Here is a 2930-nt window from a genome sequence, read left to right on the forward strand (position 1 = left end):
CGGCCGGAACAGCCGGCGGCGCAGAAGTCGTTGCGTGGGCTGGTCGGTGAGCCCCGCCGCCGAGCGGTCCTGGCCGCGCGCCCGGCCCTCCGGCCGGCGTCGAGCCCGGCACGGGCGCGGGTGTGTCGTCCACGACGTCGACGCCGAAGTCCCGGGCGAGTCCCGCCAGTCCGTCGGCGTACCCCTGGCCCAGGGCGCGCAGCTTCCAGTGGTCGCCGCGCCGGTAGAGCTCCGCGAGCAGCAGGACCGTCTCCTGCCGGGGGCGCGGCGGGGTGAACCGGGCGAGCGGGCGGCCCGCCGCGTCGGTGACGTGCAGCGTGGGGGAGGGCAGGCGGCCGAGGGCCGTTCCGGGCTCGGCGGGGCTCACGGCGACGGTGACCCGGGCGGCGCCCGTCCGCAGCCTCGCCGGGTCCACCGTGAGCGCGTCGCCCCGCAGCGCCGCTCCCGGCGCGGCCGGCTGGTTGTAGAAGACGAAGTCGCCGTCGCCCCGCACCTTTCCGCCGTCGTCCGTGACGAGCGCGGACACGTCGAACGGGCCGGGCACCCGGACCGTCACCGCCCCACCCGGAAGCGGCAGATTGCCACCGGGGACCAACTCGTTCATCACGCCCCCCTGCTGTCGTCGCATCGGCCTCCCCGCGGGGACGCCGATGCCCCGACAACGGCCGTGGCGGCGCGAGGGTTCCCACGTCAGCCCCGGCCCACGGTCGCGCAGCCGGCGTCCGCCCGCGGCCCCCTCGAAGCCCGGCAGGCATCTTCCGGACCGACACGGCCCGGCACCCCCGCACAGAGGTGCAGGCCACACCACTACCGTGTGGTACGCCGGGACGGCACGGAGTGCCCGGCTCGCTCCCGGTGGCTCCGCGTCGCCATGGGAACCCGCCGCCTGACCGTGCACACCGGACGAAGGAGCGCCCCACGATGCCCCGCACCGCACGCCCCCGCGGCCGCACCGCCCCGGCCGCTCTCTGTCTGTGCCTGGCACTGGGCTGCGGTTCCGGCGGGACACCGCAGGGGGAGGAGCCCTCCCCGCCGGCCGGCGCCCCGACGGGGACCGGAAGCGACGTGGTCACCTGGGCGTCCTCCGCCGGCCGCGTCGGCGCGGCGGTCGACGGCCGCGGCTACCGGCTGGTCGTGCACACCAGCGTCGGCGGCACCGGCCTGCGGGTACGGCTGTCCAACGCCTTCGGGAACCAGCCGGTGACGTTCGGCACCGTCCACGCCGGTCTCCAGCGCCACGGAGCCGCACTCGTCCCTGGCAGCAACCGACGCCTGACCTTCGGCGGCGCCCGCTCCGTCACGGTCCCCGCCGGCGGCATCGTCTACAGCGACCCGCTGCCCGTCCGCGTCCCCGCCGCGAGCGATCTCGCCGTCAGCCTCTACGTGCCCCGGGCGGGCGGATTGCTCACCGGGCACTGGCTGGCGATGCAGACGTCGTACACCACCGACGGCGACCACACCGCGGAGGAGAGCGGCGCCCACTGGGCGCAGCGGACCCGCTCCTGGTTCTACCTCGACGCCGTCACCGTGCGGCCCCGGCCCGCGGCGGGCGCCGTGGCCGCCCTCGGCGACTCGATCACCGACGGCTGGCACTCCACGACCGCCCTCAACCGCCGCTGGCCGGACTACCTCGCGCGCCGGCTGCGCGCGTCCCCCACGTCGAGCGTCGAGGGAGTGGCCAACGCGGGCATCGCCGGCAACAAGGTCCTCACCGCCGGCCCCGGGCAGAGCGCCCTCGACCGCCTGTCGCGGGACGTGCTCCCACTGCCGGGCCTGCGCACGGTGTTCCTCTTCCAGGGCGTCAACGACATCAAGGCCGAGCCCGGCGCCACGGCCGACCAGCTCATCGCCGGATACCGCAGGCTGGCCGACCGGGTGCACGCGGCCGGGAAGTGCGTCGTCGCCGCCACCATCGCTCCCTACAAGGGCTGGCCGGAATGGGACCCCGCCGGGGAAGCGGTGCGCCGGAAGGTCAACACCTTCCTCCGCACCGGCGGCGAGTTCGACGCGGTCACCGACTTCGACCGCGTCCTGCGCAGCCCCCACGACCCCGAGCGGATCCTCCCCGCCTTCGACGGCGGCGACCATCTGCACCCCAACGACAAGGGGATGCGGGCGATGGCCGACGCCGTCGACCTGGAGAGCCTCGACTGCGGGAACCGGTAGCCCGGGTCAGGGATACGCAACGGCCCGTACCGAAGCCCGGCCGGTCAGCCGGACGCCGACGGCTCCGGAGCGATCAGACCCTCCCGGTAGGCGATCGCCACCGCCTCTCCGCGGCTCGACGCGCCCAGCTTGGCCAGGATGTTGGAGACGTGGACGCTCGCCGTCTTGCCGCTGATGAACAGCTCCTCGCCGATCTGCCGGTTGCTGCGGCCGAGCGCGAGCAGCCGCAGCACCTCCTGCTCGCGTGCGGTGAGCACACCGGCGCGCTCGTCGGCGTCCGGCGTGTCCGCCAGGCGGCCGCGCCGGACGAGGGCGTCCACCCGCTCCCGCAGCGGCGTGGCGCCGAGGCGATCGGCGGTCTTCCGGACCTCGCGGGCCTCGGCCGCCGCCTCCTCACGACGCCCCGCCGCCAGCAGGGCCTCGGCGTACCGCAGCCGGCAGCGCGCCCGCTCGTAGACGTCGCCGTAGCCGAACGCCGTCACCACAGCCGACCAGGCGGAGGCGTCCGGCCCCGAGACGGCCCGGAGCCACTCCGCCTCCGCACGGGCCAGCCACGCCTGCCCCTCGGGCCCCTGCGGGGTGCCGTTCTGGCCGCGGACCGCGGTGGGCCGCGCCAGTTCCACCAGTTCGGCCGCGCTGTCCGTCCAGCGTCGGGCCCCGGTCTCGTCACCGGCCGACCGCAGCTCGGCGGCCGCGTCGGCCACCGCGGACAGCGCCAGGGCGGCGAGCCGGACCGTGACGTCCGGGCGATCGCCCGCCTCGTC

General features: G+C 76.3%; 3 protein-coding genes. 1 reads left to right on the forward strand and 2 read right to left on the reverse strand.

What is annotated here, in order from left to right:
* On the reverse strand, positions 1-604 hold a 604-nt coding region (locus CCL05_RS36490), incomplete at its 3' end, for a TerD family protein (protein ID WP_244204524.1).
* Between the two features lie 317 nt (positions 605-921).
* Here CCL05_RS36490 and CCL05_RS36495 point away from each other — a divergent pair.
* Positions 922-2166, forward strand: a complete 1245-nt coding sequence (locus tag CCL05_RS36495; protein WP_086564936.1) for an SGNH/GDSL hydrolase family protein — start codon at positions 922-924, stop codon at positions 2164-2166.
* A 44-nt stretch (positions 2167-2210) separates the two neighbouring features.
* On the opposite strand, the gene CCL05_RS36500 is transcribed toward CCL05_RS36495, so the two are convergent.
* Positions 2211-2930, reverse strand: a 720-nt coding sequence (locus tag CCL05_RS36500) for a response regulator transcription factor (protein WP_143590001.1), incomplete at its 5' end; no start/stop codon positions are given.

This window comes from Streptomyces africanus, assembly GCF_002150735.1.
In the GTDB taxonomy this organism is placed as follows: Bacteria; Actinomycetota; Actinomycetes; order Streptomycetales; family Streptomycetaceae; genus Streptomyces; species Streptomyces africanus.